Below are 26,600 nucleotides of genomic sequence, written 5' to 3'. Positions count from 1 at the left end.
CGGCTATCGCCGGCGAGAGACGAACTCGTCGACAAAGTCGGACAGGGCCTTGGCGTCGAGTTGGCCCACTGCCATAAGCGGGATCGTCCAGCTTCCGGCGGCCAACGCGGCCGCGCTCAACGATCTTGCGACGGTCGGCCCAGCGGCGTAGGCCAGTTCGGTCAGAGCGCGTGCCTGTTGACCGGGGTCTTTTATGGACCGGGCGATCTCCTCGGCCCGCTCGACCTCGCCCGCAACCGCGACCGCCCGGGCCAGACCGGTCAGCGCGCGCTCCTGCTGACCTCGCTCGCTTATGGACCGGGCGATCTCCTCGGCCTGCCCGTACTCGCCGGCAGCCGCGATCACCTCAACCAAGACGGTCAGAGCTTCTTGGAAGTAGTACGGATTGATGGACCGGACGATTTCCTCGGCTCGCTCGTACTCACCGGCAGCCGCAGCCGCCCTGGCCAGGCCAGCCAGGACCTGCGGCTGATCGAACCGGTTGGTGATGGACCGGGCAATCTGCTCAGCGTCGGTAGCCAGTGCGCGGGCCGACTCGTGCTCGCCAGCAGCTGCGGCCGCCCGAGCGAGGCCAGTCAGGGCGTACGCCTGTTGGAACGGGCCAATGAGGGACCGGGCAATCTTCTCGGCACGCTTGTACTCGCCGGCTGCTGCGAACGCTTGGGGCAGCCCGTTCAGCGCACTAGCCTGCTGGTCCGGGTTGGTGATGGACCGTGCGATCTGCTCGGCGTCAGTGGCCAGCGCGCGGGCCCTCTCGTACTCACCGGCCGCCGCAACCGCCTCAACCGCCTCAACCAAATCGGCCATCGCCTGAGCCTGCTGGTATGGGTTCGCGAGGGACTGGGCGATCTGCTCGGCATGCTCGTGCTCGCCGGCTGCCGCGAGCGCCTGGGCTAGGCGGTTCAGGACGTACGGCTCCTGGTCAGATCGGGTGATGGACCGAGCGGCCCGCTCGGCGTCAGTGGCCAGCGCGCGAGCCCGCTCATGCTCGCCGGCCGCCGCAACGGCTTGGGCCAGGTTGGTCAGGGCGTACGCCTGCTTCTCCGGCTCGGTGATGGACCGGGCTGCCTGCTCGGCGTCAGTGGCCAGCGCGCGAGCCCGCTCATGCTCGCCGGCCGCCGCGACCGCCTCAACCACACCGGTCATTTCCTGAGCCTGCTGATACGGGTCGGTGATGGACCGGGCGACCCTCTCGGCGTCCGTGGCCAACGCGAGGGCCCGCTCGTACTCACCGGCCGCTGCGGCCGCCCGGGCCAAGCCGGACAAGGCGAACGCCTGCTGGCACGGCTCGGTGACATACCCGACGTACTGCTCGGCCCGCTCGTACTCACCAACGGCCGCGGCCACTAGGGCCAAGCCGACCATGGGATCTTCGATGTAGTACGGCTGAAGGGTAGACAGAATGACATGCTCGGCGTCAGTGGCCAGCGCACGAGCCCGCTCATGCTCGCCGGCAGTCGCAACTGCTTGGGCCAGGCCGATCAGTAGCTCGGCCTGGTTGTGCGGGTCGGCGATGGACCGGGCGACCCGCTCGGCGTCATTGGCCACCGTCTGAGCCCACTCGTGCTCGCCACCAGCCGCGATCGCCTCAACCAAGCCGGTGAGGGCCTGCGCCTGCCGGTACGGGGCGGGGATGGACCGGGCAAGGGCTTCGGCGCGGATGGGGTGTCCAAGAGCGGCCCAGACGGTGGGGAGGCGGGCCGGGATGCGGGCATTGCGGTGGGCGAGGTGGTCGCGGCACCAGGCCAGGCGGAGGGCGGCGGCCAGGTCAGGACGGGGCTGGGCGCAGTTGAGGGTTTGGGCGGCGGCGATCTCGGCTAGCGAGGCGGCGTCACCGCCGGTGGCATCGAGCATGCGATCGTGGCGTGCGGGGTCGGTGGCCAGGACGATCAATCGGTTGAGGTCGTCGGTGGCTTCGAGCATGCGCTGGTATCCGCGCAGCAGATAGGCCGGGGTGCCGGCAGGCCAGCGCTGTCGGCGGTAACAGTCGGCCCAGGTGTGCAGGCGTTGGACGAACCCGGCCAGGGTGTGTGGGCCGAGCCGGTCGATGGCCTGCACACGCAGGGTTTCGTGGGTGAACAGGAACACCCGTTTCGCGGCATGCGGGTCGCTCCGACCGGCGATGGTGCGCCCGAACACCCCGCGCAGCAGCCAGTCGATCTCGAACACGGGCCGGCCGGTCAACTCATGCAGGTCGCGGTGGTCCAGGCCACCGCCGCTAGCTGTGACCAGCCCGAGGACCTGGCGGCCGAGACCGTCGTCCCGATCGGGATCGGTGGCCAGGACCTCGTCGAGCTCATCCTGGGCCAGCTGCATGACCTGCTGGGCGTGCGGGGACGCAGCCAGCAGCCGGACCCGGCACTGGTGCAACGGATGGCCGGGATCGTTGTTGACGTCGGCGGGCAGTGGCGGATCGGGACGACCGGCCACAATCACCCGAACCCCGTCGGGCAGGTGTCTGGGCAAACACCGGGCGATGCTAGGCAACCCGGAGCCAGGGTGCGAGCCGCAGTCCTCGTCCAGCCCGTCGACCAGCAACACCAACCGGTGTCCGGTCTTCACCGCCCGGGCGGCGGCCGCCTCGAATAGCTGGCGGCGCAGCCGATCGCGTTCCCGCGTGGAAGTGACCGGGGGCACCTGCTGCCCGATGATCGCCGCGAGCTGGTCGATCAGCTCGTCGGTGAACGCGGTGCTGTCAGACTGCCCGGTGTAGCGAGCGGTGACAAAGAACGAAACCACCCACACTCCTGCCGGTGGATGCAACACGAACCAGGACATCAAGGCGGACTTACCCGCCCGCGGCCCTGCCTGCCACCACACGTACGCCTCGTCCCCACCCGCGCACCAGGCAGCCAGCTCGGCCAGCTCCTCCTGCCGCTGCAGCAGCTGCGGCGGGGCGATGTCACCGACCTGCTTGACGTAGCCGGAACGCCGCCACCAGTCCGGCCGTCGCATACCACGCTCTGCCTGGTCCTGCTCAACCTGTCCTGCGCGGACGGCCCGGTACTTGCGCACTCCCCGAACAACCTGGTCGTCGTCAGCCCCCAAGGCCAGCAGCAGGTTGCGGGCCTGAGCCTCGTCGGCGGGTTGACCCAAACCGCGCAACATCTCACTGATCCGGGAACGGGAGGTCATCCTCAACGCCGAGGCCAGCTTGCTGAGACTGGGCTGGCCGTTGTCCCGGTGGATCTGGTCGCAGTAGACCAGCCAGTCTCGCAGCTTCCCCTTAGCGGGCCAGGCCGTCTGATCGATCGGGTTGCCCCGCCCAGCGCGTCGCGGACTCATCCGGTTCCGACCAACCCTTCATGATCACTCTCTGGGGGCGTGTGGCAACTGATCGCTAAGTGTGCCCCCTTCGCGCCAGCGATCGAGCACCAGACCCCGCTCCGTCAGCCGTGGCCAGCAACAAGGGCACAGCAACGCACATTCACACCCCGGTCGGCATCCACAGGCTGAGCGGTGTCAGCACGGGGCGATCGCCCCGGACCGCCCCACCTGGGAGTACCCCGACAGGTGCACGCCTGGACCGAGATCGCCACTACCCTCGGCAGCCTGCTCACATTGGCAAGCGCCGCGATCAATCTCGCCGTCGTCCTCCAGACCCGGTCCCGTCGCGGCCGAAGCAAGCAAGACCCCCCACGACGGCGGAGGGCAACCCTGAAGTCACCCATGCAGCCGGGTACCTCGATGTCTGTCAGGCGTTCTCTCGGTGGATCGTCTCGTAGGTGTCAGGGCTGACGTTACCCAGACGGCTGTGCCAGCGCCGAGGGTTGTAGAAGCCCTAGTAGCAACCGAAGACACCCCTATCAGCCGATGGCCGTCCAGCCGGGAAATCGGGAGCGGCACCTCGTTGAGGATCGTGGCCGCTACCGACGCCGAGCACCCTGGTACGTGTCAGACCTTTCGGAAGGCCGCGACCTCATGCGCTATCCCCAGCTGATCTTGGAGTTCGGTATAGGCGTGATAAGCCCGGGATCGATGAGAGTAAGGCTCCAGATAAGACGGCAGTCAACCAAGATCGGGCGATGTAGGGCTTCGGGTGCGGCTCGAAGGTCTGCCGGTGCCGCTACAGGTCAATGGTGGCGGTGACGAGGTGGTGGTCGGACGGAAACAGAGGCCCGTCGGGGACGTGGACCTGGTAGCTGCTGGCGATGACGTGTGGGCGCATGGCGTTGTTGACCAGGAGGTAGTCGATGAGGTCGGGGCCGCCTTCACCGGGCTTGTCGATGATGGTGGGCGCGATGACGAAGTCGGGGTTGGCGAGCCAGGCCAGTTCGGCGACGGCGTGGTAGCCGGCGCCGTCGCCCCGGCGGTTGGTGGTCGGGTCCCATCGGCCGATGAGGTGGTCGAGGGCGTCGGTGTCGGCTTCCCAGTGCCCTTGGGGGTGCCGTCGTCGATCCGTTTGCCTTTGTGGGTGCGGGTGTGGTGGTTCGCGGCCTGCCAGTCTCGTTGGGGGAGGTGCCCGCCGCTGGCGGTGGAGTTGAGGTCACCGCCGCCGATGAACGGGAGCGGGTCGTTGCCGTAGCGGTCGATCAGTTTTGCCTCTTCCAGGCGGGCGGCGCCGCTGCGGGAGGTGAAGTGGGCGACCCAGGCCCCGAACTCGGCGCCGGTGGTGCTGACGCGGAACCGGCCGACGTTGCGTTTGTCGGCGAAGACGTCGGGATCGTGCGGGTCGTCGCCGGGCCAGACCAGGTGGGTCACGAGGCCGGCGTGGTAGAAGATGGCAGGTGGGATGGGCCCGTGCTGGCTGACGCCGAGGAGCCCGGTGTAGGGGGCGTGGAGGGCCTCGGTGAGGGCTCTCTCGGCCAGGCGTAGCCCTTCGTGCTGGTTTCGCCGGTAGTGCTTGGCTTCGCAGAACAGGATGATCGCGGGCGGGACGTCGAGTGCGGCGAACGTCTGTCGCAGGGGCTCCATGTCGAAGGCGCCGTCGCGATAGCCGCCCGCCTCGTAGTTGTAGGTCACGATCCCCAGGTGCGTCATCAGCGGGTCCCTTCAGACGTGGTGGATGGTGGTGAGGACTGGTGTCGCTGTCCTGCGGGTCGGGGCGAGACGCCAGGCCGCAGCCGCGCAGCCGACCCGCTCGGATCGCGCGGCACGGGACTGGGTTCGGCGGGGTCGCTGTCGTCGGGGGATTCGTTGTCGCCGCTGGTGCGGCCATTCCGGCTCGCGGTGACCTGGTGCACTCCGGTCCAGCCGCTGGCGATCTCCCATCGCATCCCGATCGCGTCGAGCGCGGCGATGCGGTCCTGGGGGAGTTTGCCGTCGCGTCGCGCGATGCGCTGGGCGTGGATCCACCGGGATAGGTCGATGCCGCCTTCGCGGTGGCCTCTGCGTGGGTGCAGGTGGCCTTCGCGCTGGGAGAACGCGGTGGCGGTGGCCAGGTTGCGTTCCCAGGCGGCGGTTCGGATCGACCATCCCATGCCGAGTGCTTCCAGGCTGCGGATGCGGTCGTCGTCGAGGCACCCGAGTCGGTAGTCGGTGCGTCGGGCGGCGAGCCAGTCGTAGAGGTTGACGCCGTTGACGGTCGCGCCGTACGGGACCTGGATGTGGCCGTGGGCGGCGTGGAAGTGCTGCAGGGCCGTGAAGCCGTCGTGGTAGGAGGGGCGTTTGACGGTCCAGTCGATCCCGAGGGCGGTGAGGGCGGCGACCCGGCTGTCGGGAAGGATGCGCCTGCGGTGGTAGCCGCGTTGTTGTCCTATCCACAGGGCGAGGTCGAGTCCGTCCACGACATGGCCGGTGGGCACGTCGAGGTGGCCGTGTTCGGCGCGGAAAGCGGTGGCAGCGACGATGCCCCGCTCCCAGGCCCGCGTCATCGGTGTCCAGTCGAAGCCGATGTCGTTGAGGTGCTGGACCCGGTCCTGTGGGAGCCGGCGTGCCTCGTACTCGGCGCGTTGCCGCGCGACCCAGCGTTCCAGTCGCACGCCGTGGCGTACATGGCCGACGGGCACCCGCAGGTGTCCGTGGTCGGCGTGGAACGCCCGCAGGGCGGCGTACCCGACAAGCCACTCCGAGGTGGTCTCCTCCAGCACCCGCACGGTGAGTGCCCGCAGCAGGTCCTCGCAGTCGTGACCGTCGGGGAGACGGACGAGCAGCCGCGGCGGCAACGTCGCAGCGCCCGTGGACACCCTGGTGCGCTGGGTGTCGAGGTCGGCGGCGAGGCCGTTGTCGTGGGCGCGCAGCGCGCGCAGCACCTGCAGGAGCGTGGTCCATTCGGTCAGGTCCGCGGTGAGGTCGCGGGCGGTCTCGGCCGGGTCGTCGGGTAGCAGGACCGGCAGGAGGATGGTGGCGATGCCGGACCCGGCGGGGTTGCGGCGCAGTGCGCGGCCGACGGCCTGGATGACGTCGGACTCGGACTCCTTCGGGGCGGTGAAGACCACGGCGTCGACGGCGGGCACATCGACGCCCTCGCCCAGGCACCGCGAGTTGGAGATCACCGTCCAGCCGTCCTCGGGCGGCTGGGCGAGGTTGGCCAGATGGATCTGCCGCTGGGCCATCGTCTGGGTGCCGTCGACGTGCCCGACCGTGAGGCGGCCCTTGGGACGGTCCCGCTCGGGCAGCGCGGCCAGGGTGGCCGGCAGAGTGCGGGAGAACTCCTGGGACTGGGCCACCCGTGGGGTGAACACCAGCACGCGGCGAAGGCCGAACTCGGCGGCGGCGCGGGCGAGCGCGGTCTGCACCACCGCGGTACGCAGCGGCGCCGCGCCGGCACGGACGACGGCGTGGGGGTCGAGGCGGCGCAGGGTCGACAGCGCGTCCGCGGAGGCGACGCCGATGACCACGATGCGGTAGTCGTCGAGCCAGCCATCGGCGATCGCGCTCGGGAACGGGTAGCTGTAGTGGACCGGGCCGAACACGTCCACGTCGTCCATCGACAACACGTCCTCACCGCCTGTGCGGCGTCGCCGGCTGAGGATTCGTGGTGTGGCGGTCATGTACAGCCGCCGGCGGGCCGGCAGGTGTTCGTCTCGGTGCGCGAGGGCGACGTGTTTGCCGGGCCATCCGGCGGTGTGGTGCGCCTCGTCGATGACCAACAGGCTGGCGGTGGTGTCCGCGGCGTGCAGCCCTTCGCCGACCACAGCGATGGAGGCGTGGGTGACCAGGATGAGCCGCATACAGCTGGTAGGGGTCCGTCGGACCCAGTCGGCGATCTCGTCCGGCCGGGTGGTGACCGGACAGCGGAGGTCCGTCGTGCGCGCCGCGGTGTCGGCGACGGTGTCGTCGCTGCACACCGCGAGGACCTGCGCCGCCATGCCGGCGGCGGCCCACACCGTCAGGGTCTGCGCGAGCAGGGGCAGCGACGGGCAGGCCACGACCACCAGCCCGGTCGGGCAGAGCCGGGCGGCGGCGTGCACCGCGACAAGGGACTTGCCGCTGCCGCAGGCGGCCCGGAACTGGCCACGACCGCCATCGGCCTGGCCCTTCACGATCGCCTCGACGGCCTCCTGCTGGTAGTCCCGCAGGGGCGGCAGCTTCTCGACCGGTCGTGAGTCCCTCACCTTCCTGCCCACCTGCGGTGCGGCCCGGGCGACGGTGTGCGTGGACCGCGCAGCCCTGGCGCGGCCGGGTCGACGCCCCGCCTCGGGTGCGACAAGCCGCCGGGGCATCGAGGACTCGGATGGGCGCTGTCACCGTTCACCGATGCGAGGCATCGCCCTGCGGGGTGGACGGCGGCCCTACTGCCGACCCGGGTGGAGGTGACGGGGCATGGCACCGAAGCGGGGACACCGTGCTGGTGGTGGAGGGCGATCGGCAGCCGCGTCACTGTCGGTGCTCGCTGCCGGAGGGGTGAGCCTGTGGTGTCGGTGGGCCTGGTCGGGAGGTGGGGTGCTGGCAGCCCGCCGCCGGTGTGTGGGTGTTCGGGGTGCGGCGGCTGTCGACGTAGAGCCGGTAGCCGGCGGCCTCGGCGACGATCACGTCTGCGGCGTGAGGTCCCAGTCGCGGGTCCTGGGGTGGGATGGGGCCGGTGATGATGCTGTGGGCGGCGAGGAGAACCCCGCTGGTCGCGTCGATGGTGAGGATGTCGCGCCTCGCCACGCCGGCACGGTCGGTGTACGGGAGGATGACGTCCACGCCGGGGCGCTGGACGCGGTCGGTGACGCCGGTCTGCGCGAGGAGGCCGGGCTGCTCCGCGAGGAGCCGCAGGACCGCGGCCCGGAGCATGCGGGTGGGCGCGTGGCGTTCGTAGAGCGTCGCGACGCCGCCGACGATGTGTTCGGGACCGGTCTCGCCGGGACGGCCGCGGCAAGCAGCCGGGTGCGCAGGGCGGCTGGTTGTCTCGGTGGTGGTTGGTCGAACCGGTCTTCTGCACCGCCGGCCCAGCTGTCGTCCCCGCCGTCGGGGATGCAGCCGCCGGTGCCGATGTGCACGCTGACCTGCCTGCCGTCGTCGGCATCGTCGGTGCGCCACAGTTGGTCGATGCGGACCCGTTCGGGCCATCCGGTCGGGCCGGGTGGACCGATGATGTCGCGGTACCAGGTGCGGCGCTCGACGTACTGGTAGTCGCCGCGGGTGGTGTCAGCGGGTGCGTCGGTGAGGGTGTCGGCCAGGCGGGTCAGGACCGGTCCGGCCGGGACCGGTGGTGTGCTGCTCCGGGGCGCCGGCGGTGCGGGGTGCACGTCGACGGGCGGTCCGGAACAGGCCATGAGTGAGGAGTGGCGCGGTGAGCAGCAGTACGCCGATGCGGTGTCGGGTCACCGCGTCACCTGCGCCGCACCGACCGCAGGTTCCTCGGAACGGTCGACGATGAGGACGTGTGAACGCGGCCGTCGGGCCTCCTTTTCCAAGCCGGGCGGCGAGGCGAGGTCGGCGGTCTCGTCGGCGACGACCCGCCCCGGCCCGTCGATGATCCGGATGTCGCGGGCCCGCCGGAACTCGACGGCGACGCCTGTCCGGCCTGCCGGACTCGCCGAGGTGGCGTTGGGCGAACCGTTCCCGTCGGCCGCCGCGCGGGGCGTGTCGGCCAGTTCCGTGAGACACGGTGCGGCGACGACGGCTGGATCCGGGCCGGGGCCGGGGACGTTGCTCCGGCTCGCGGGGATGGCCGTCGGCTCTGCGCCCAGGTGGTGGCCCCCGGTGCGGACCGGGCACGCGATGACTGCCGCCGTCGCGACGGTGATGACGGCCAGGGCAACCAGCAGCGGCCGACGCCACGAGGTGTCTGTGTGCCTGTGCGGGCTCTCCGCGTCGAGTGGAGTCATGGCTGTTTCCTCAGCGTTGGTTCGTCCGGACGTGACAAAGGAGTGACCGGTCTCCGCCGCGGGGCCTAAGCCAGCTGGCCGCGCCTGTCGGGTGGTGGCGGACAGAAGCCGCAGGAGGTCGCGGATGGCGTTGGTGACGGTGGGATACCAGGGCACGGTTGGTGGTCGCGGCCGGGTGGCCGCCGGATGGCGGGAGATCCAGATCGGGACCATGCCGGCGGCGAGGGCGCCTTGCACGTCGGCGTGCCAGCTGTCGCCGATGTGGAGGCAGCGTGTGGGGTCGACGTTCAGCGCTCGGCCGCACGCGTGGAAGGGGCCGGGGTCGGGCTTGGCGAGTCCGCTGTCCGGACCGCAGATGATGGCCGTGACGAATTCGGTGAGAGCCGCCTTGTCCAGCTTCTGCTGGACCGAGGCACGTGGCCCGTTGCTGCAGACCGCTACCGGGACCAGGTCGGTCAGCTCTCGCAGGAGACCGCGTAGTTCCGGGTTCGGGGTGATCTCGGCGAGTTGGGCGGCGACGCAGGTGTACACCAGCCGGTCCAGGTCGCTGGTGTCCAGCGTGACGCCGACGCTCCGCAGAGCCGTCCACCAGACGCGTCGACGAACGTCCTGCACGCCGCCGGCGCCCGCCGCGGCGGGATGCCGCCAGTGGGCGTCGAATGCCGCCTGGTACGCGTCGATCAGCGTGCCTGGGCTGACGCGGGAGGTGAGGGTGGCCGCAAGCATGGCGCCCGCCCGTATGCCGTGAGCCATGCTGCTGGTGGTGTCGATGAGTGTGTCGTCGACGTCGAAGCTGATGGCGTCGAGTGGTCGTGGCGGCGTCGTGCCGAGTCGTGTGTGCAGGTACGCCGCCAGCACCGGCAGCGTGTCGGTGGGCTGGTCGCTGGCGAGGGTGCGGGAGGTCAGCACGCGGGGGAACCCGCTCCGCTCGTTCCTGCCCGTGGTGCCGGCGTCACCGCGCCGCGTTGTCCGGTTGGCCGGGCAGCGGAGGGGCGGAACCGGGTTGACCAGGGTTGTTTCGTGGTGCCGAGGGCGTGTTCGGCCAGTCGGAGGAGTTGGATGTCCGAGGTGCCGGCGGGGGCGACGATGTGCAGGGCGTCGCGGAAGTAGCGCTCGATGGGCGATTGGGCGGGGTGGAGGCCGTGTGCGGCGTGGATCTCCATCGCTGTGCGGGCGGAGTCGATCGCGTGTTCGGCGTTGATCAGTTTGGCGTTGACGAGTTCCGCGTCGCAGGGTCGCCCGCTGTCGAGCAGGTGTACGGCGTGGTAGGCGGCCAGGCGGGCGACCATCAGCCGGGACTGGATGGCGCCGATGCGCTGTTTCACCGTGGGCAGGTCGGCGAGGGGTTTGCCATAGCGGCGTTGGCGGGTCGCGTACGCGACGGTGATGTCGAGGACGGCCTGGTGGATGCCGAGGGCGACGGCGGCGAGGTTGGGTCTGCCGTACAGGACGCTGGAGGAGTAGGCGACGTCGAGGCCGTCGCCTTCGGCGCCGAGCCGGTTGGCCGCCGGGACGCGGCAGTTGTCGAAGGCGATCTCGCCGAAGCTGAAGCCGTGCAGTCCCATGCTGGGCTGGTGCGGGGTGAGCCGTACGCCGGGCCGGTCGGCTTCGACGAGGAAGGCGGACAGTCCGCGGGTGCCGGGCCGGGTGCGGGCGACGACGCCGTGCAGGTCGCCGATGTGGCTGTTGCCGACGAAGGTCTTCGTGCCGGTGATGAGGTAGTCGTCGCCGTCGCGTATGGCGGTGGTGGTGATGCCGAGGACGTGGCTGCCGGAGCCGGGTTCGGTGACGGCGATGGTCGGTAGGCAGGCGCCGGCGGCGATGGCGGGCAGCCAGGTCCGCTTCTGCGTGTCGTCGCCGAAGTGGATGATCTTCGCAGTGCCGAGGTGGGACGCTTGGAGCATGGCGCCCATGGCGGCCGAGACCCGGGACAGTTCCTCGATGATGATCGTCTTGGCGAGGTGGCCCAGCCCGAGTCCTGCGTAGGTGGGGTCGATCGTGGCGCCGAGCCATCCTTGGCGGGCGATCTGCCGGGACAGGTCCCGCGCCACGGTCCGGTCCGCCTCCAGCTCCGTGATGCGGGGCCGGACCTCGGCCTCGGCGAACGCGCGGACCGTGTCCCGCAGGCGGGTGTGGCGGGGGGTGAGGGGGTAGCCGTCGACCATCTGCCGCTCTCCTCGGAAGTCGCCCACGGCGGCCCCGCCGGTCGGGGGTCGCAGTGCGGGTTGGGGGTGGGTTGTCGACCGGTGGCGGCGAGGTTCGCCGGCGTCCGCAGGTGGGCCGGGAGCCGCGCCTGACTACCTGCCGGGTTGTCGCTGGTTGATCCGGGCGGCCAGGTTGGCGGCCCACGTCTTGATGGTGGTGAGCCCTTCCTGGCCCCAGCTGCGGGGCTCGGGGCCGACGACGCAGACGGTGCCCAGGGTGACGCCGGTGTCGTCGATCAGGGGGGCGCCCATGTAGGTGCGGATGCCGAGCTGGTCGACGACGGGGTTGCCGGCGAACCGCGGGTAGGCGCAGACGTCGTCGAGGACCAGCGCGCGGCGCCGGTGGACGACGTGCGGGCAGAATCCCTGGTCCCGGGGCATCCACCGGCCCGGCTCCCGGGCGCTGACCGGTGTCGACACCCCGGGTTGGGTGGTGCTGCCGGTGTAGAGGCCGGCGAAGAACTGGCCGCCGTCGTCGAGGAAGTTCACCATCGCCCAGGGCGTGCCGGTGATGTCGGCGAGGTTGCGGGCGAAGTCGTCGAACTCCCGCTCCGGCTGGCCGAGGCCGAGCGCGCGCAGGCGTTGGATTCGCTGCGGTGCCTGCGGGTCGGGCGGGGTGAGGGGTGCGGGTACGAAACCGTCGTTGGTCATGTCGGGCTGCCTGCCGGGGTGAAATGAGGGTGGGTGGGTGTGGAGGGTTGTGGGGTGAGCAGGGTGCGCACCAGCGTCACCAGGACGGCGGTCGCGGACCGGGGGTGGCGGGCGTCGCATGTCACGACCGGCACCTCGGGGCGTAGGCCCAGGGCGGCGCGGACCTCCTGGGGGTCGTGTCGGTAGGCGCCGTCGAACTCGTTGACGGCGATCAGGAACCGGGTGCGGCGGGATTCGACGAAGTCCACGGCGGCGAAGCAGTCCGGCAGGCGGCGGGTGTCGGCCAGGACCACCGCGCCGAGCGCGCCGTGGCACAGTTCGTCCCACAGGAACCAGAACCGGTCCTGCCCGGGTGTGCCGAACAGGTAGAGCACGGTGTCGGGGTCGATGGTGATGCGGCCGAAGTCCAGGGCCACCGTGGTGGTCGTCTTCGTCTCCACCCCGGCGAGGTCGTCGGTGCCGACGCTGGCGGCGGTGATCAGCTCCTCGGTGCACAGCGGCGGGATCTCGCTGGTGGCGGTGATGAAGGTGGTCTTCCCGACCCCGAACCCGCCCGCGATGAGGATCTTGAGGGCGTGCGGTGTCCGGTCAGAGTCGTTGTTGTAGGCCGGCAAGGAGCCTCTCCAGGATCGATCGGTCGGTCGGGTCGGCGGCCGGGCTGGGTGGGCGGGTGCGTACCGCGCCGACGGCCACCAGGTCCGACAGGACCACCTTCGTGACCGCCGCCGGCAGCCTCATCCGGGCGGCGATCTCCGCGACGGTGGTCGCCGCCCCGCACAGCCGCAGCGCCACGTCGTGGTCCGGTTCCAGGCGCGCTCTCGGCCGTACGCCGGTGGCGACGACCCACGACAGCAGGTCCATCGCCGTGGTGGGCCGGGTCCGTCCCGCGCTGACGGTGTAGGGGCGCACCAGGCGTCCCGCCGCGTCGTCGACCCACGTCTCCTGATGCGCGTCGGCCATCACGGCGCGGCGGGGGACGGGACGACGCCGCGCACGGGTGTCGCCAGGTACGGGCGGACGCTCTTGACCATCTGGGACATCTCGTAGCCGAGGACGCTGACGTCGGCCTGCCGGTCGGCCAGCACCGCCAGCACGGCGCCGTCGCCGGCGGCGGTGACGAACAGCAGTGTGGCGTCGAGTTCGGCCACCACCTGCCGCACGCCGCCGCCCGCGTCGAACATCTCCCCGGCGCTGCGGGTCAGGGAGAACAGCCCGGAGGCGATCGCCGCCAGGTGGTCCGCGCCGTCGTCGGCGAGGCCGTGGGCGGCCCGGGGCAGCCCGTCGGAGGACAGCAGCAACGCGCTGCGGGTGTGCGGCACCCGCTGCACCAGGCCGGCCAGCAGCCAGGCCAGTTCCGGGGAGGACGGCTTCGTGGTCATCACAGAAACGCTCCTTGTCACACAGGTCGGTGGGCGTCGCCCGCGCCCGGGGTGGGCGCCGCGGCGGAGGCGGCGCCGCGCAGGAAGTCGGCCATCAGGGTGGGGGAGTGGTCCCCGGAGGGCTGGTTCGCCGTCGTCGGGCGGGCCTGCCGGAGCGGGGCCGCCAGGTGTGCCTGGCGGGTGCGGCGCGGCAGCGCGGGCCGCGCCCCGCCGGCCTGCCCGCAGGTGCCGTCGCCGGCCGGTGGTGGCACGTCGCGGTGCCGGCTGTGTGTCCCCGCCGGTGGCGGTGCGGGCGCGGGGCGCCGCGGACCGGCTGGCGCACCTGCCGGCGGTAACCCGCCGGCGGGTGGTGGTCCGCCCCGGGTGGGTGCGGGGGCCGCGTCCGTGGCGGGCAGCGGGTCGGTCTGCTGGTCCCCGAGCAGGGCCGCCGGGAGGATCACCACGGCCTGCACCCCGCCGTAGACGTTGGTCTGCACCTTGGTGGTGATGCCGTGACGGCGGGCCAGCGCCGAGACCACCCACGCCCCGATACGGCCGTCGCGCAGCAGGTCGCCGACCTCCACCCGGTGGGGGTCGGCCAGCAGGGCGTTCACCCGGTCCTGCTCCGTGTGCGGCATGCCCAGGCCGCGGTCGTCCACCTCGACCGCCACGCCGAGGGCGACCCGCCGGGCCCGCACCGTCACCTCGGTGTGCGGGGGCGCGAACGTGGTCGCGTTCTCGATCAGCTCGGCCAGCAGGTGCACCACGTCGGCGCCGGCGTGGCCGCGCAGGTTTCCCTCGACCGGTGGCACGACCCGCACCCGCGCGTACTGCTCCACCTCGGCGATCGCCGAGCGGAGTACCTCGACCAGCGGCAGCGGCCGGCTCCACTGCCGCCGGGGCACCGCCCCTCCGACCACGGCGAGGTTCTCCGCGTAGCGGCGGATGCGGGTCGCGAGGTGGTCGACCTGGAACAGGCCCTTGAGCAGGTCGGGGTCCTCGACCTGCGCCTCCAGGACATCCAGCAGCTGGATCTCCCGGTGCACCAGGCCCTGCAGCCGACGGGCGAGGCCGACGTACACCTCCACCTGCTGACCGGCCACCGGCTGCCCGGCGGCAGGAGGCGAGGCGCCCGCCATGGTGCAGGCGTGCGCTCGGGCGAGCCGATGAACGCACACGGCCGCGCTGGCGGTGGCCGCCGTACTGGCCGCGGCCGCGCACACCAGCGCCAAGCCGGCCGTCGGGGGAACAGGACCCGGCGACAGCGCGAGCACCCATGTCGCCGCCCCCAGGCCGGCCGCCGCCACCCCGGCGGCCAGTGCCACACATACCCGCACGAGGCGGGCGGGCAGGCCAGCCACAGGCGGGCCTCCGGCCGACGCGTCGAGTCGCACCCTGCCTCCCTGAGTCGCAGATGAGATGCGCCAGCGGGTGCACCGCCGGCGGGGACCCGGCCGGCTCTGGCAGCGGCTGGCCAGCACCGGACCCGACGGGTCGTGGCGTCGCAGCTGATCGGCGACGCCGGAACTCAGTGTTGGCCGGCGGCAGGGTGTCGACCATTGTCGACATGAGGAATCGACACCGATCCCATCCGGCCTCAGCGAACCGGGAAGGACGGGCCTCCCCCGAGCTCGCCGTTCCCACCGGTGACCACGACGGAGTCGATCTTGGTGACGCCGCGGATCGGGATCGTGGCCACGACGGTACGGCCGGACATGTGGCCGTGTCGGATATCGGCGTCGAGGGTGTTCGACACGAACAGATGCCGGGTTACTGGACGGGGAAGTCCCGCGAGGCGGATCCGACGCCTCCTGCGAGCGGTCGGCTGCTGGGAGGGTTCATGAGTAAGCGGTTGGTCGTCGAGACCCACGCCAGCTCCTGCTATTTCCGGACCTCGGTCGACGACGGCGAACGTAAGGCTCTGGTGCAGATCACGCAGCGGTGCAATCTGCACTGCGCCCACTGCTTCGTGTCCTCCACCCACGTCGGCGTCGACATCACGCTCGACGACATGGTCGACACCGTGCTGCCCCGGCTGCGGCGGGCCCGGGTGACCCGGTTGACGTTGACCGGCGGCGAGCCGTTCGCGCACCCCCACCTACTGGAGATCTGCGCCGCGGCGGCGCGGATGGACCTACCCGTCAAGATCTGCACGAACGCCACCCTGACCAGCGACGAACAGATCACCGCCCTCGCCGAGCTGGGCAACGTGCGGGTCAACGTCAGCTTCGACGGTTTCCGGCCCGCCTCGCACGGCCGGTTCCGGGGCAGCCGCGACTCCTTCGCCGTCACCCGGCAGACCACGGAACGGTTCGCCGACGCGGGCCTGCTGCACGGGATCCTGTCCACGCCGAACGTGCTCACTCGCCCGCAGGAGTTCACCGAGCTGTGCGCGTTCGCCGCCGACCTCGGCGCGGCGTACGTGCTGATGAACCCGCTGTCGAGCTTCGGCCGGGGCGTGAGGTCCCACGGCCGGCTCGCCGCGCCTGAGGAGACGATGCGGGCGATCGCCGCCGCCACCGCCGCCCTGGCCGACCGCGTCGAGCTGGTGCCGATCCGGTTCCCCAACGACACCCTGCCGTTGTCCGGCTGCGACGCCGGCACCCTGATCTACGTCTTCGCCGACGGCGACACCGCCGTCTGCCCCTACCTCGTCTTCGCCGCCCGCACACCCCAGTCCCGGCACGCCGACCGCGAGTTCCTGATCGGCAACATCCTCGACGGGGAGATCACCGACGACCTCGACCGGTACCGCTTCCACGACCGCTACCAGGTCGGGGCCAACCCGACCTGCGGGACGTGCGCGGTCAACGACTCCTGCGGCAAGGGCTGCCCCGCCGCGGTGATCGCCGCCGGCCAACGCATCGGCGCGCCGGACACCGAGCAGTGCCCACCCGAGGCGATCCGGCTCCCGCTGATCCCGACCGCCCCCACCGGAGCCTGAACCGCCGTGCTGATCGCGGTCGAGGGACCCAACGGCGTCGGCAAGACCACCATCGCCAGACTGCTGGCCGAGCGGCTACGCCACCGCACCGGCCAGCCCGTGCACCTGACGACCGAGCCCACCCGCACCCGCCTGGGAGACCTGCTACGTGAGGCCGAGGCCGTCCTGCACGGCCGGGCCCTCGCCCTCGCGATCGCCGCCGACCGCACCACGCACATCGAAGACGAGATCATCCCCGCCCTCGACGCCGGCGGCATCGTCGTCACAGACCGGTACGTCCAGTCCTCGCTGGTGCTGCAACGCGTCGACGCGGTCGACCTCCGCGAGATCTGGAGCTACAACCGGTACGTCCTGCAACCCGCCATCTCCCTCTACCTCGTCGACGACCCGCGGGTCATCGCCGCCCGCCTCGCCGCGCGCCGCCGGCTGACCCGGCTGGAGGCCACCGGCACACCCGAACGCGAGTTGCGGCTCTACCAGCAGGCGTTCGACTTCCTCGCCCGCCAGTCCTGGCACCAGGTGAAGATCGACTGCGAAGGTCGGGACCCGGACCAGGTCGTCTCCGCCATCCTCGACACGCTGGCCCCCATGCTCGACCAACGCCCCGCGGTGTGAAGACTCGACGTCGTGCTATCGATCCTGACGCTGAACATCCAGGCCACCTCCCGGCGCCGCGCCGACGCGCTGCTGCGGTGGCTCACCGGCCGCCCCGAGCAGATCCTCCTGCTCACCGAGACCAGCGGCGGCGACGGCACCGCCCACCTGCTCGACCACTTCCGCCGCGCCGGCTACCAGGTCCACCACCCGCCCCTGCCCGGCGACCGCGGCACCGCGATGATCAGCCGGATCCCCACCACCGCCCGCCCGGACATCACCGCCGGACTCAGCATCCCCGGCCGGGCCGTCGCCGCCACCGTCCACACCGACACACCAGTCACCGTCCTCGGCGTCTACGTGCCCTCCAGCGACCGCGCCCCCGCCAAGGTCGAACGCAAACGGGCGTTCCTCACCACCCTCACCGACACCCTCGACCGGCTACCAGCCGACGAGCGGGCACACCTCGTGCTCGGCGGCGACTACAACGTCATCGCCCGCGACCACCAACCGGCATACCCCGGCGTGTGGCTGCCATTCGAGTACGCCCTGTTCGACACGCTGACCGCCGCCGGGCTCACCGACGCGCACACCCACCTCACCCCCGACGTCCAGCGGCACAGCTGGTTCGGCCGCGCCGGCAACGGCTACCGCTTCGACTACCTACACGTCGGCACCGCACTCCGCGACCACCTCCACGGCGGCGACTACCTGCAGGAACCCCGGGAACAACGCCTCACCGACCACGCCGCCGTCACCCTCGACCTCGACCTGCGGGTCGACGCGCTCGACGTCCGCCCCACACCGCCGATGATCGAGCCCGCCACCCTCTTCTAGACCCCGGCCCGCGCCGCCCGGATCAGCGAGTCGTAGGTGTCGGTGATCCGCGTGAGCGGCACACCCAGCTCGCCAGCGAACCGGTCCAGCTCGACCTGAATCCCCTCACCGGCCCTGTCGGCGTCGACGATGCGTTCGATCTCCAGGAACACGCCGATGCCGTCCACCTCGTCGACGCACAGCGACAACAGCCCGAGCACGGCCGTGCGGCGGGTCTTGCGGATGCGCACCGTGGGGTAGAAGCCGAGCTGCTGGATCGCGGCGTGCATCTGCTCCCGATCCGCCACCTCGGTCTCGTGCTCGACGCACGACAGCTCGTTGGCCACCGGCGTCTTCACCGTCAGCAGATGCCGCCCCCGCTCAGTACGCAGACGAGCGAACGGCACACCGATCTTCGACTGGCCGTACTCCCAACCGACCCGCGCATACGCCTGATCATCCTGAACCACCGGCACCGACAGAACGACACCACGCGCGGCGAGGGCCGCCTCCAGCGCCGCGAGGCCGCCGACCTGGTACTTGACCTCGACCTCGCACACAGCCCTGGTGGTCGTCGTTTCTAGAACGTCGCTGCTCGTCACGTCGTCGCAGCTTACGGCGCGACTGCGAGCCCGGCGCCCCGCCGCGCCCATAGGCGGGCTGGGCAGGCCGCCACGGTCCGCGAACCGTCATCCTGCGGCGGATATCGCTCATGTGGTGATGCCGGCGGTGCGGCGGAGCGCCCAGGGCGCGGTACCTGGTTAGCACAGCGCGCTGGCCGGTGATAAGGCACACCCCGGCAGGTAGTCGTCCATGGAAGACCGTGCCGGGCGCGGTGCCCATCGACGCAGCGGGGTCGTCGCCCTCCTACCCCTCCGCCGACACCGCCCACGTCGCTCACGACCTGGCCACCGGCATCACTCCCAGGCCACGTGTCGCACACAGTGTCCGTCGCCTGACCGAAGGGCTGCTGAACAGCGCAACCTTCGAGCATGTCTCTCGTTCACTCAGGTTGTTGGCTAGTGCATCAGGAGAGAGAATTGCAGCGCTTCGAAGTCCACCCGTCGGTCGCAAGAGCTGTAAAGCTCCTTAAACTCTATCGGTTCACCTTTGGATGCATGCAGCAGAACAAAGACAAGACCCAAGCTTACCGAAAAGCATACTGCCCATGCCGGCAACACATCCGCTTCGTAAACAACGTGCCGCCGAAACCAAAGGAGTACGTCGACGATCTCCTGCAGTGGGCATTTTCGTTGAACTGCTGGCATGGCAAAAGAAAGAGGACGAGGTCAGATGCGGGTCCGGATCACTCTTCGAGCAGCCGTTTGGGCAGACGAGGGCCGAGATCCTTCTCCTGCATTCCTCGAGCAACAAGCCGCACAACTCATGGAGAAACTACTCGAGTTTGAAATACAAGGAAGCCAAGTCTACAACAGTTCGGTCTCGGTCGACATGGACGAGAGCGCGATAACCATCGAGACGACGCTGGAAGCGGGCGAGGCCTACCCTGTCGCCAAGAGCTTCCTGGCAATCGTTCAAGAAGCAGAGCTACTCGAGGAGAGCGCCGCCCGCAACCCACCTGCTACTCAACGAGACAAGCTGCGGCTAGTAAGAGCTTCCTCATGAAGCGGCTCGGATTCATGGCATTCCACCAGAATCAACCAGCAATCCAATAAAAGAAGTTGGCGGCGCTCGACATCGGACTGACCCCAAACGGGCGGCACGCCCCTAAGCCCGGGCATCGGCACCTGCCAGGCAGGGCGGGTATCTTGGCGGGTGCCTACGCCGCGTGCACGACGAAGTCCGCCAGAGTCCCATTCGAACAAACTCAGAAAGCAGACGAGGTGGGCTGGCCCTCTCCTGCGGAGAGAGCCGGCCCACCTTCCAGTGGGAAGCTGACCCACGACTGGATCGGCCTGCCGGCCCGTTTCTGGCAGTGCGGGCAGCTGCAGACGTGGAGACAGTCGGGGCTCACAGTAAACCGGATCTTGCCGCACAGGCATCCGCCCGGTACGGGACCCTGGTACCGATGGCAGGCTTAGACATTGGTTAGTCCCTCGCGTTGGAGGTCCAGCTGGACGCCTCACTCCGCCGTCCCGCGGGCGATCTGCTGGAAGCGCCGACGCGTGAAGGAGGTCCGAGTGGGTCTGAGCTGCAAGGTCCGGTCAGGGCGGCGGTATCGGAGTCTCCGTCTCGATGTTCGGCTGGTCGGCTTTGCGGGCGCAGTGTGGGCATCGCCGTGGACAGGGCGCGTGCGGTATGGCGGTGGTGAGGCCGCTGGCCTGCAGGATCGTCGTGACGGTCTGCTCGAAGGTGCTGGACTCGCCGATGACGGTCTCCCCGGGGGTGTCAAGCAGGTCGCGGTGCGTGTACCAGTGGCGCATCTCGTCGGGGGTGACGGGGATCGGCTCGTCGCGGCGGATGTGGCGCCGGATGGTCTCGTCGAAGGAGACGTCCAGATAGAACACGGCGACTGGCCCTGGGTGGCCGTCGATGAGTTGGTGCAGCACGGCTGCGTAGCGTTGGGTGTGCAGGATGCCTTCGAGGATGACGTGGTAGCCCAGGTCAAGGGCGGTGCGGGCGGTCGCGGCGATGAACGTCGGGGCGACCGGGTCGATGTGAGCGCTGTCGTGTTCCCGAAGCACGGTTCTACGCAGGTAGTCCTGTTCCAGTAGGGCCGCACCGCGTCCGAAGCGGCGACGCACCTCGCGGGCGGCGGTGGTCTTTCCGCTGCCGGAGTTTCCCCTGATGATCACCAACGTTTGATCGACAGGCTTCGCAGGCTTCGGCGTCGTCATGGCGTGCTCCGTCAGGCGATGGCGGTCTGCCGGGGAACAGTCGCGGCGGGTCCGATGGTGGTGTCGTAGCCGGCGGCTTGGAGGGTGAACAGCTCCGCGTACCGGCCGTCGGTGCTCATGAGGTGGTCGTGGGTGCCGGACTCGACGAGACGCCCGTGGTGCAGGACGAAGATGCGGTCGGCGTGGCGGACGTTGGCTAGCCGGTGGGTGATCAGGATGGTGATGCCGCGCCCCTGCCGATCCCGGATGGCCTGGAAGAGGGCATCCTCGGCGCGGGGGTCGAGGGCGGACGACGGCTCGTCCATGATGAGCACGTCGGCGTCGCGGAGGAACCCGCGGGCGGCGGTGATGCGTTGCCACTGGCCGCCGGAGAGGTCCTGGCCGCCGGCGAAGGTGCGGTCGAGCAGCGTCTCGTAGCCGTGGGGCAGTTCGGTGATCATGTCGTGGGCGACGGCGCGGTCGGCGGCTGCCTCGATCCGGGTCTGCTCGGCGTCGGTGGCGATGTCGCCGATCGCGATGTTCGTGGCGGCGGTGAACGGCCACTTGTGGTACTCCTGCGTCACGACCCCGATCCGGGCCCGCAGCGTGTCGGTGCCCCAGTCGTCGGCTGGCCGGCCATTGTAGTCGATGGTGCCGCTGGTGGGGGTGCGCAGGGTGGCGATCATGGTGGCGAGGGTGGACTTGCCGGAGCCGTTCTCCCCGACGAACGCCACCGTCTGTCCCGCCTCGATCCTCAGACTGACCTGGTCAACGGCGGGGGTGTCCCGGTCGGGGTAGTGCAGGCTGACCGCGTCGACGGTGATCTCCTCCAGCCGGCCCGGTTCCGGCAGGTCGGCGGCCGGGCCCGTGCGGATCGGCAGGTAGTCGGCGGCGCGGGTCATGAAGCCGGTGTAGTCGCGGAAGTGCTGCCCCTCGGTGTAGACCCGGTCGACCTGGAACGTGACAACCGCCAGGGAACGCTGCGCGGACTGGACGGCGATGACGCAGGTCGCGGCGGCGGCGAGGGGGATCTGCCCGTCGATGAGCAGCAGGCCGAGCAGGACGTAGACCACGGCGGTCGCCACGCCGCCGATCATCGCGCCGACGGTCGTGGTCGTGGTGACCCGCCGGGCGAGGGCGAGTTGGATGCCGGTCTCGACGGCCATGACCCGGTCGTACTGGTCGAGCAGGAACCCGCGTAGCCCGTAGGAGCGTAGTTCGGGGGCGGAGTCGCGTTCGGCCATCAGCCGGTGCAGCAGCCACAACCGCCGACGGCGCACCGATCCGGCGGCGTAGGTCTGGTAGCGCAGGTGCCCGGCGCGCAGCGACGCCCACCCGTTCGGCACCGTCGCCACCAGCAGGGCGAGCAGCAGCAGCGGGTGGACCACCACGACGGCGACCGCGACGGCGAGGACACCGGCGAGCCCGGCGAGCAGGTTCATCGACGCCTGCACCAGGCCGGTGGTGGAGTTCGCGCCACGGGAGGCGCGTTCCATGTCGTCGGCGAACGCGTCGGCGTCGAACGCCTCCAACCGCACCGCGGTCGTCACCTCGAACAGCCCGCGTTCGACCTCCCGGTCCACCTTCGGCGTCAGGCCATTCTGCGCGTACCCCATGGCGGTGGCCATGCCGGCGCGCAACGCGGTCACCGCTGCGAGCGCGGCCAGGGCGGGCAGCGCGGCCGTGACCTTGTCGGCGGTCGGACCGCCAGCGAAGAGTTCCACCAGCACCCGCTGCGCGGCGAGGAGCCCGAACGCGGCCATCACCCCCGCGCCGACCGTCGTGCCCGCCACCACCGACGTCCGTGCCCGGTCGGCGCGCCAGCTCACGACGAGCGCGGCCCAGACCAGGCGGGGCAGCTCGGAGAAGACGGCGAACAGGCCGGCCTGTGCCCTGGCCCGTACCCCGGTCTCCCACCAGACCTCCCGCAACTCGGGCAGTACGGAATCCCGCTGTGGCGGTTCGGGACGGGCGGGCGTCCGGTCGGGGTTAGCGGTTTTGGGCATGGCGGTACCTCCCGTAGGTGGGCAGGGTGAACTGCGGTGGGTGGTGGTGTCTCGATGGCGGACGGCGGGACGCTCAGGCCCCGCCGGTGATCTCGGCTGGCGCCGCCGAAGCCGCGCCTCGCGCAGGAAGGACCCCAGTTGGCCTGCGGTCAGGTGACCGGGACGCCGTCTTCGAGGTAGAAGCAGCAGCCGTCAGCGCGGGCGCGCAGCGCCTCGGCGACCCGGCGGGCCAGCAGCGGCCGTAACCGCCGGGCGGTCTGTAGCGGGTCGGACCACGCCCAGCCCTTCAACTCCCCGGGCGGCACCACGATCCGCTCCGTCGCGGTGGCGTCGAGGGTGCCGCCGTCATAGACGGCCATGACCCCCTCGGCACGCCCGTCGCGGGCCGGTACCCAGTCCACGACGAGCAACTGGCCTGGCGTCAGGGCCAAGCCGAGTTCCTCCCGGCACTCCCGGACCGCGGCCTGGTACGGCGACTCGTCCGCCTCGACGCACCCGCCAGGGATCTCCCACTCCGCCTTGTACGCGGGCTCGACCAGCAGAACCCGCTCGTCCGCGTCGGTGATCAGCAGCCCGGCGGCCATCCGCTTACGAGGCAGATCGGCGGTAACATCGCGGCGTCCGGAGGGCATGCGGAGACGGTAGGGCGCGGCAGGGGCGACACGCCCGCAGCGCCGTGCGCCGACATTGTCGGTAGATTCCGACACCAACTCCGACACCGCCAGCACCGCCGCCCCGACCTGCCGACACCGAGGCCGTGACCCTCGCGACCACCGGCGGCGGCCGGGCGGGGCCGTCGCCGGCAGCTCGGAAAGTGTCACCCGAGGCAGCTATGGTGTTCGCTCATCGTGACCGCGGCAACCCGGGGGTGGCAACGATGGTCGACCACCACGAGCTCACCACCGCCCGCCGCGCGCTCGGCCACCACCTCGCCCACCTGCGTAAAGAGGCCGGCCACACCCAGCACGGGCTCGCCCGGCTCGTGCAGTACGGGCGCAGCTCGGTGGCGAACACCGAGACCGGCCGGCAGCATCCCGAGCGGCCGTTCTGGACCCGCTGCGACCAGGTGCTGCGCACCGGTGGTGTGCTGGCCGCCGAGTACGACCGCATCGCCGACCTGCACCACCGCCGCCACCGCCCGGCGGATCCCCCCGGCAGCACCAGCGCGGCGGCGTGGTGGGAGTCCGAGGACGCCATCACCGTCCGTCGTTCGGCGCTGACCACCGTTACCGACGACGACGCCCGGCTGGCGCACCTGGAAGACCAGATCCGGCAGGCGATCGCCGACAACGAACGCTGCCCACCCGCCACCCTCGTCGCCCGGCTACGTCCCCTGCGGGCCAGCATCGACCAGCTGATGGCCGGCCGGCAGCACCCGCCACAACGCGCCCGGCTCTACACCGCCGCCGCGCACCTGTCCGGTCTCCTCGCCGCCCTCGCCCTGGACCTGCGCGCCTTCCGCGTCGCACACGCCTACGCCGCCGAAGCGTTCGACCTCGCCCACGCCGCCGAACAACCCGACACACAGGCCTGGGCCCGCGCCACCCAGAGCCTGGTCGCCTTCTACACCGGCAACCACCGCGACGCCCTCGCCTACGCCGAAGACGGCCTCCGCCACGCCGGCACCGGCCCCCACCGGATCCGCCTCACCGTCAACGGGCAGGCACGGGCACTCGCCCACCTCGGCGACCGCGACGGCGTCGACCAGGCCGTCGGCCAGGCATTCGACCTGCTGGCCCAGCACCCGCCGGACGGGCAGGTCAGCACCAGCCTCACCCTCGGCCCGTACTGCCCCACCCGGGCCGCGGCCAACGCGGCGACCGCCTACCTGGCCCTCGGCCACACCGACGACGTCGCCGGGCACCTGACCACCGCCATCGCCGCATTCGACACCGCCCAGCTACGCGGCCCGCAAGCCCTCAGCCGCCTCGACCTGGCCACCGCCCACCTCCACGCCGGCGACCCCGAACAGGCCGCCGAGCTGGCGTTGCAGGCGCTCGCCCTCACCACCGAGCACCGCTTCGAATCCGTCCACCAACGCACCCACCAGTTCCTCACCACCGCCCACCCCCTACGCCACCACCCGCGGATACAGGACGTCGCGGACCTGCTCGCCGACCGCACACACCCCCGCACCGCGCCACCGGCGGGCCTACGATCGCCGACATGAGCAGCCGGGAACTGACCAGCCTGCGGCAACGGTGGACCACCTACCAGAACCTGCCCACCCTCACCGAGCACTGGTACTGGCGTCCCGGCTGGCACCCAGGCCGCCACTTCTACACCTGGCACCTCACCTTCCAACAGCAGCCCGCACTCCACCACCACGTCACCAACCTTCAACAGCGACTCGCCCCGCTGCCCGGCTTGGACCTGGTGCCGCTCGACGGCCTGCACCTGACCACCCAGGGCATCGGCTTCACCGACGAAGTACCCGACAACGACATCGACGCGATCGTCGCCGAAGCCCGCCAGCGGTGCGCCGCCCTGCCACCGCTGAAGCTGTCCCTCGGACCCGTGGACCCTGACGCCGAAGGCATCGGCCTGCTCGTCCAACCCTGGGCCGCCGTCGAACGAGTACGCGCTGCTGTCCGGGCCGCGATCGCCGCAGTGCGGCACACCGTTCCCGAACCAGCCGGCGGGTTCCGGCCCCACATGACGATCGCCTACAGCGGCGCGCCCACGCCCACCGCGCCGATCCGCGCCCGACTGGCCGAACTGCGACACCTACCCCCGGTGCCGGCGACGATCAGCGAGGTCTCACTGATCGCACTACGCCGGGAGGACCGCACCTACCGATGGTCGACCGTGGCGACTGCGTCCCTGAACGGATGACGCCAGGCGGTCAGGACGTGATGCCGGTGAGACGGGCGACGGCGTTGTTCGCCGCGAGCCAGCCCGACACGTTCCCGCAGTCGTAGTAGGCGCCAACGGAAGAGAAGAATCCGTGCGGGCGATCTGGGTGAACGGCGCGTTCGGCGCGGGGAAAACGACACTGGCACAGCAGCTGATCGCGGACGATCCCCAGCTGCTGCTCTTCGACGCCGAACTACCCGGGTTCATGCTTCGGGAGGTCGCGCCGCTACCGCCTAGCGGGGACTTCCAGGACCTGCGGGTATGGCGACGCAGCGTCGTGGACACGGCGGTCGCACTCGCGCAGGAGTACCAGCGGACACTGGTCGTCCCGATGACCGTCGTCGTATGGTTCTACCTCGACGGAATCCTCATCGGGCTGCGTGCCTGCGGCATGGACGTCGCGCACTACTTCATCACGGTTCCCACTGGGTCATCCGGAGACGGATCGGGCGCAGTCGTTGTGGCCACAGGACCCAGCCCGGGACGCGCAGGTCCGGGCATGGCGGCTGGCGCAGGTGAATCGGTGCGCCCAAGCGGCTCAGTCCCTGCCGGCCGGCACCATCACCCTCGACGGAACGCTGCCCGTGGAGCAACTAAGCGGCGAAGGTGACAGTCGCAGCCCGTGGCTGAAGCGCAGGGGCTCCATCCGCGCAAGGGGGCCGTCCCACGGGGTTGCCGAACCCCTGCCATGAACTCGGTCCTCGCTCGGGCTACGTCTCGGTGCCGCTTTGCTGGTCGAACCGCAGTTGTGGCACGTCGTACAGGTCATGGTTCGGTAGGCGGTTCATCGTCGGCGAGCTGATCTCGATGATGAGCATCTCGGTGAGGAACTGGACGGTGGCATCCAGCAGGTGGCTGGTGTGGGCCGTCGCGCTGTGTTCCTTCAGTCCGACCGTGATGTGGATGTGGGGTGTGATCGTGTTGGTGGTCTCGTCCCAGGCGATGGTGCCGCCACCGAGTGCCTCGACGTTGGTCAGGTCGACGTGGGACCAGACCGGGGCGTCGGGGTTGTCGAGCCGCTGGCAGGTGCCGACGATTCTCGCGGTGCTGAGGCCGGCGATGAAGACGGGGATGTAGCCCTGCCTGATGCCGTGAGTTCGGCAGGTGTCGGTGAGGGCGGTGAAGAAGTCGTCGCCGTGGTCGAAGACGACGCCGATCATGCGGCCTGGGGCGAGTTCGTGGCTACGCATTCGTGGT

At 70.7% G+C, this 26,600-nt stretch carries 22 protein-coding genes and 1 pseudogene; 7 read left to right on the top strand and 16 right to left on the bottom strand.

Annotated elements, in window-relative coordinates; translation table 11 throughout:
- Positions 1-3: 3 nt before the first annotated feature.
- From ACFT41_RS03230 to ACFT41_RS03180, 11 genes are all read right to left on the bottom strand, one after another.
- Positions 4-3,108 carry a hypothetical protein gene (locus ACFT41_RS03230; RefSeq protein ID WP_377613719.1) on the bottom strand — a complete coding sequence of 1,035 codons (3,105 nt, stop codon included), beginning with the start codon at positions 3,106-3,108 and terminating at the stop codon, positions 4-6.
- 900 nt (positions 3,109-4,008) lie between these two features.
- Complete coding sequence (locus ACFT41_RS03225; protein ID WP_377583763.1) at positions 4,009-4,980, bottom strand: endonuclease/exonuclease/phosphatase family protein; 972 nt, start codon at positions 4,978-4,980, stop codon at positions 4,009-4,011.
- The gene (locus ACFT41_RS03220; protein ID WP_377583760.1) at positions 4,980-7,496 is read right to left on the bottom strand and encodes a Helicase associated domain protein; all 2,517 of its coding nucleotides are present in this window, start codon (positions 7,494-7,496) and stop codon (positions 4,980-4,982) included. The genes ACFT41_RS03225 and ACFT41_RS03220 overlap by 1 nt, the downstream gene beginning before the upstream one ends.
- Positions 7,497-7,758: 262 nt before the next feature.
- On the bottom strand, positions 7,759-8,160 hold the full coding sequence (locus tag ACFT41_RS03215; protein ID WP_377583757.1) for a hypothetical protein: 402 nt from the start codon (positions 8,158-8,160) through the stop codon (positions 7,759-7,761).
- Between the two features lie 530 nt (positions 8,161-8,690).
- Positions 8,691-10,055: an HAD-IA family hydrolase gene (locus tag ACFT41_RS03210; RefSeq protein WP_377613717.1), complete on the bottom strand. Its 1,365-nt coding sequence runs from the start codon at positions 10,053-10,055 to the stop codon at positions 8,691-8,693.
- A gap of 44 nt (positions 10,056-10,099) precedes the next feature.
- Positions 10,100-11,362, bottom strand: coding sequence for an acyl-CoA dehydrogenase family protein (locus ACFT41_RS03205; protein ID WP_377583751.1), 1,263 nt, complete (start codon positions 11,360-11,362; stop codon positions 10,100-10,102).
- 132 nt (positions 11,363-11,494) lie between these two features.
- Entirely contained in the window at positions 11,495-12,052 is a 558-nt protein-coding gene (locus tag ACFT41_RS03200; protein WP_282323900.1) for a GAF domain-containing protein, read from the bottom strand.
- Entirely contained in the window at positions 12,049-12,666 is a 618-nt protein-coding gene (locus ACFT41_RS03195; RefSeq protein WP_377583748.1) for an ATP/GTP-binding protein, read from the bottom strand. The genes ACFT41_RS03200 and ACFT41_RS03195 overlap by 4 nt, the downstream gene beginning before the upstream one ends.
- A complete protein-coding gene (locus tag ACFT41_RS03190) occupies positions 12,641-13,012 on the bottom strand; it encodes a DUF742 domain-containing protein (RefSeq protein ID WP_377583745.1) in 372 nt (123 codons plus the stop codon). The genes ACFT41_RS03195 and ACFT41_RS03190 overlap by 26 nt, the downstream gene beginning before the upstream one ends.
- A complete protein-coding gene (locus tag ACFT41_RS03185; RefSeq protein WP_377583742.1) occupies positions 13,012-13,431 on the bottom strand; it encodes a roadblock/LC7 domain-containing protein in 420 nt (139 codons plus the stop codon). The genes ACFT41_RS03190 and ACFT41_RS03185 overlap by 1 nt, the downstream gene beginning before the upstream one ends.
- Before the next feature lie 17 nt (positions 13,432-13,448).
- Entirely contained in the window at positions 13,449-14,747 is a 1,299-nt protein-coding gene (locus ACFT41_RS03180) for a sensor histidine kinase (RefSeq protein ID WP_377583847.1), read from the bottom strand.
- 503 nt (positions 14,748-15,250) lie between these two features.
- Here ACFT41_RS03180 and ACFT41_RS03175 point away from each other — a divergent pair.
- Genes ACFT41_RS03175 through ACFT41_RS03165 form a run of 3 tightly spaced genes read left to right on the top strand, consistent with a single transcriptional unit; the run spans position 15,251 to position 17,785 of the window.
- Positions 15,251-16,354, top strand: coding sequence for a radical SAM/SPASM domain-containing protein (locus ACFT41_RS03175; protein ID WP_377583740.1), 1,104 nt, complete (start codon positions 15,251-15,253; stop codon positions 16,352-16,354).
- A 6-nt stretch (positions 16,355-16,360) separates the two neighbouring features.
- Positions 16,361-16,969: a dTMP kinase gene (gene tmk, locus ACFT41_RS03170; RefSeq protein WP_377583737.1), complete on the top strand. Its 609-nt coding sequence runs from the start codon at positions 16,361-16,363 to the stop codon at positions 16,967-16,969.
- Positions 16,970-16,981: 12 nt separating this feature from the next.
- On the top strand, positions 16,982-17,785 hold the full coding sequence (locus tag ACFT41_RS03165; protein WP_377583734.1) for an endonuclease/exonuclease/phosphatase family protein: 804 nt from the start codon (positions 16,982-16,984) through the stop codon (positions 17,783-17,785).
- Here ACFT41_RS03165 and ACFT41_RS03160 read toward each other — a convergent pair.
- The gene (locus ACFT41_RS03160) at positions 17,782-18,417 is read right to left on the bottom strand and encodes a class IV adenylate cyclase (protein WP_377583732.1); all 636 of its coding nucleotides are present in this window, start codon (positions 18,415-18,417) and stop codon (positions 17,782-17,784) included. The genes ACFT41_RS03165 and ACFT41_RS03160 overlap by 4 nt on opposite strands.
- Positions 18,418-19,057: 640 nt before the next feature.
- On the opposite strand from ACFT41_RS03160, the gene ACFT41_RS03155 reads away from it, so the two are divergent.
- Positions 19,058-19,390, top strand: a complete 333-nt coding sequence (locus tag ACFT41_RS03155; RefSeq protein ID WP_377583729.1) for a hypothetical protein — start codon at positions 19,058-19,060, stop codon at positions 19,388-19,390.
- Between the two features lie 539 nt (positions 19,391-19,929).
- Here the strand turns inward: ACFT41_RS03155 and ACFT41_RS03150 are convergent.
- From ACFT41_RS03150 to ACFT41_RS03140, 3 genes are all read right to left on the bottom strand, one after another.
- Complete coding sequence (locus tag ACFT41_RS03150; protein WP_377583727.1) at positions 19,930-20,562, bottom strand: AAA family ATPase; 633 nt, start codon at positions 20,560-20,562, stop codon at positions 19,930-19,932.
- An 11-nt stretch (positions 20,563-20,573) separates the two neighbouring features.
- Positions 20,574-22,547 carry an ABC transporter ATP-binding protein gene (locus ACFT41_RS03145; protein ID WP_377583724.1) on the bottom strand — a complete coding sequence of 658 codons (1,974 nt, stop codon included), beginning with the start codon at positions 22,545-22,547 and terminating at the stop codon, positions 20,574-20,576.
- A 149-nt stretch (positions 22,548-22,696) separates the two neighbouring features.
- Positions 22,697-23,179 (bottom strand): NUDIX domain-containing protein, encoded by a 483-nt coding sequence (locus ACFT41_RS03140; protein ID WP_377583721.1) that lies wholly within the window; start codon positions 23,177-23,179, stop codon positions 22,697-22,699.
- Between the two features lie 245 nt (positions 23,180-23,424).
- Between ACFT41_RS03140 and ACFT41_RS03135 the strand changes: the two are divergent.
- The 3 genes and pseudogenes from ACFT41_RS03135 to ACFT41_RS03125 form a co-directional block, all read left to right on the top strand.
- A pseudogene (locus tag ACFT41_RS03135) lies at positions 23,425-24,153 on the top strand (helix-turn-helix domain-containing protein); the annotation flags it as partial.
- 560 nt (positions 24,154-24,713) lie between these two features.
- Positions 24,714-25,382 (top strand): 2'-5' RNA ligase family protein, encoded by a 669-nt coding sequence (locus ACFT41_RS03130; protein ID WP_377583718.1) that lies wholly within the window; start codon positions 24,714-24,716, stop codon positions 25,380-25,382.
- Between the two features lie 112 nt (positions 25,383-25,494).
- Positions 25,495-26,013, top strand: a complete 519-nt coding sequence (locus ACFT41_RS03125; RefSeq protein ID WP_377583715.1) for a hypothetical protein — start codon at positions 25,495-25,497, stop codon at positions 26,011-26,013.
- Positions 26,014-26,113: 100 nt separating this feature from the next.
- Here ACFT41_RS03125 and ACFT41_RS03120 read toward each other — a convergent pair whose 3' ends face one another.
- Positions 26,114-26,593: a PPC domain-containing DNA-binding protein gene (locus ACFT41_RS03120; protein WP_377583712.1), complete on the bottom strand. Its 480-nt coding sequence runs from the start codon at positions 26,591-26,593 to the stop codon at positions 26,114-26,116.
- Positions 26,594-26,600: the final 7 nt, after the last annotated feature.

It is taken from the genome of Micromonospora sp. NPDC057141 (genome assembly GCF_042670805.1).
In the GTDB taxonomy this organism is placed as follows: Bacteria; Actinomycetota; Actinomycetes; order Mycobacteriales; family Micromonosporaceae; genus Micromonospora.
This window is presented reverse-complemented; position numbering and strand designations above follow the sequence as displayed.

What these genes read in the sequence shown, in the direction of transcription:
- ACFT41_RS03230 (WP_377613719.1), bottom strand. Translation starts at nt 3,108, where the DNA reads ATGTTGCGCGGTTTGGGTCAACCCGCCGACGAGGCTCAGGCCCGCAAC.
- ACFT41_RS03225 (WP_377583763.1), bottom strand. Translation starts at nt 4,980, where the DNA reads ATGACGCACCTGGGGATCGTGACCTACAACTACGAGGCGGGCGGCTAT.
- ACFT41_RS03215 (WP_377583757.1), bottom strand. Translation starts at nt 8,160, where the DNA reads ATGCTCCGGGCCGCGGTCCTGCGGCTCCTCGCGGAGCAGCCCGGCCTC.
- ACFT41_RS03205 (WP_377583751.1), bottom strand. Translation starts at nt 11,362, where the DNA reads ATGGTCGACGGCTACCCCCTCACCCCCCGCCACACCCGCCTGCGGGAC.
- ACFT41_RS03200 (WP_282323900.1), bottom strand. Translation starts at nt 12,052, where the DNA reads ATGACCAACGACGGTTTCGTACCCGCACCCCTCACCCCGCCCGACCCG.
- ACFT41_RS03190 (WP_377583745.1), bottom strand. Translation starts at nt 13,012, where the DNA reads ATGGCCGACGCGCATCAGGAGACGTGGGTCGACGACGCGGCGGGACGC.
- ACFT41_RS03185 (WP_377583742.1), bottom strand. Translation starts at nt 13,431, where the DNA reads ATGACCACGAAGCCGTCCTCCCCGGAACTGGCCTGGCTGCTGGCCGGC.
- ACFT41_RS03175 (WP_377583740.1), top strand. Translation starts at nt 15,251, where the DNA reads ATGAGTAAGCGGTTGGTCGTCGAGACCCACGCCAGCTCCTGCTATTTC.
- ACFT41_RS03160 (WP_377583732.1), bottom strand. Translation starts at nt 18,417, where the DNA reads ATGGGCGCGGCGGGGCGCCGGGCTCGCAGTCGCGCCGTAAGCTGCGAC.
- ACFT41_RS03155 (WP_377583729.1), top strand. Translation starts at nt 19,058, where the DNA reads ATGCGGGTCCGGATCACTCTTCGAGCAGCCGTTTGGGCAGACGAGGGC.
- ACFT41_RS03150 (WP_377583727.1), bottom strand. Translation starts at nt 20,562, where the DNA reads ATGACGACGCCGAAGCCTGCGAAGCCTGTCGATCAAACGTTGGTGATC.
- ACFT41_RS03145 (WP_377583724.1), bottom strand. Translation starts at nt 22,547, where the DNA reads ATGCCCAAAACCGCTAACCCCGACCGGACGCCCGCCCGTCCCGAACCG.
- ACFT41_RS03140 (WP_377583721.1), bottom strand. Translation starts at nt 23,179, where the DNA reads ATGCCCTCCGGACGCCGCGATGTTACCGCCGATCTGCCTCGTAAGCGG.
- ACFT41_RS03130 (WP_377583718.1), top strand. Translation starts at nt 24,714, where the DNA reads ATGAGCAGCCGGGAACTGACCAGCCTGCGGCAACGGTGGACCACCTAC.
- ACFT41_RS03120 (WP_377583712.1), bottom strand. Translation starts at nt 26,593, where the DNA reads ATGCGTAGCCACGAACTCGCCCCAGGCCGCATGATCGGCGTCGTCTTC.